The sequence below is a fragment of the Streptomyces endophyticus genome (assembly GCF_035798155.1).
Taxonomy (GTDB): domain Bacteria; phylum Actinomycetota; class Actinomycetes; order Streptomycetales; family Streptomycetaceae; genus Streptomyces; species Streptomyces endophyticus.
In genome coordinates this window covers 1-307 of the sequence record NZ_JAOZYC010000182.1, presented here as the reverse complement: position 1 = coordinate 307, position 307 = coordinate 1, and the positions used below count along the sequence as shown (strand labels likewise).

Annotated in this window: 1 rRNA gene; it reads left to right on the top strand. The window is 48.9% G+C overall.

Annotated elements, in window-relative coordinates:
• Positions 1–237 precede the first annotated feature (237 nt).
• A 16S ribosomal RNA gene (locus OKJ99_RS36380) occupies positions 238–307 on the top strand; the annotation flags it as partial.

Sequence of the window (307 nt, the reverse complement as noted above, 5' to 3'; positions counted from 1 at the left end):
GTTACTAACCGTTGTTAACTGTTACTAACCGTTGTTAACTGTTACTAACCGTTGTTAACTGTTACTAACCGTTGTTAACTGTTACTAACCGTTGTTAGGAGAACCTACTGGTCAACCGACTGGAGAACCTACTGGTCAACCGACTGGAGAACCTACTGGTCAACCGACTGGAGAACCTACTGGTCAACCGACTGGAGAGTTCCGCTCTCGTGGTGTCACCCCGATTACGGGGAAACATTCACGGAGAGTTTGATCCTGGCTCAGGACGAACGCTGGCGGCGTGCTTAACACATGCAAGTCGAACGAT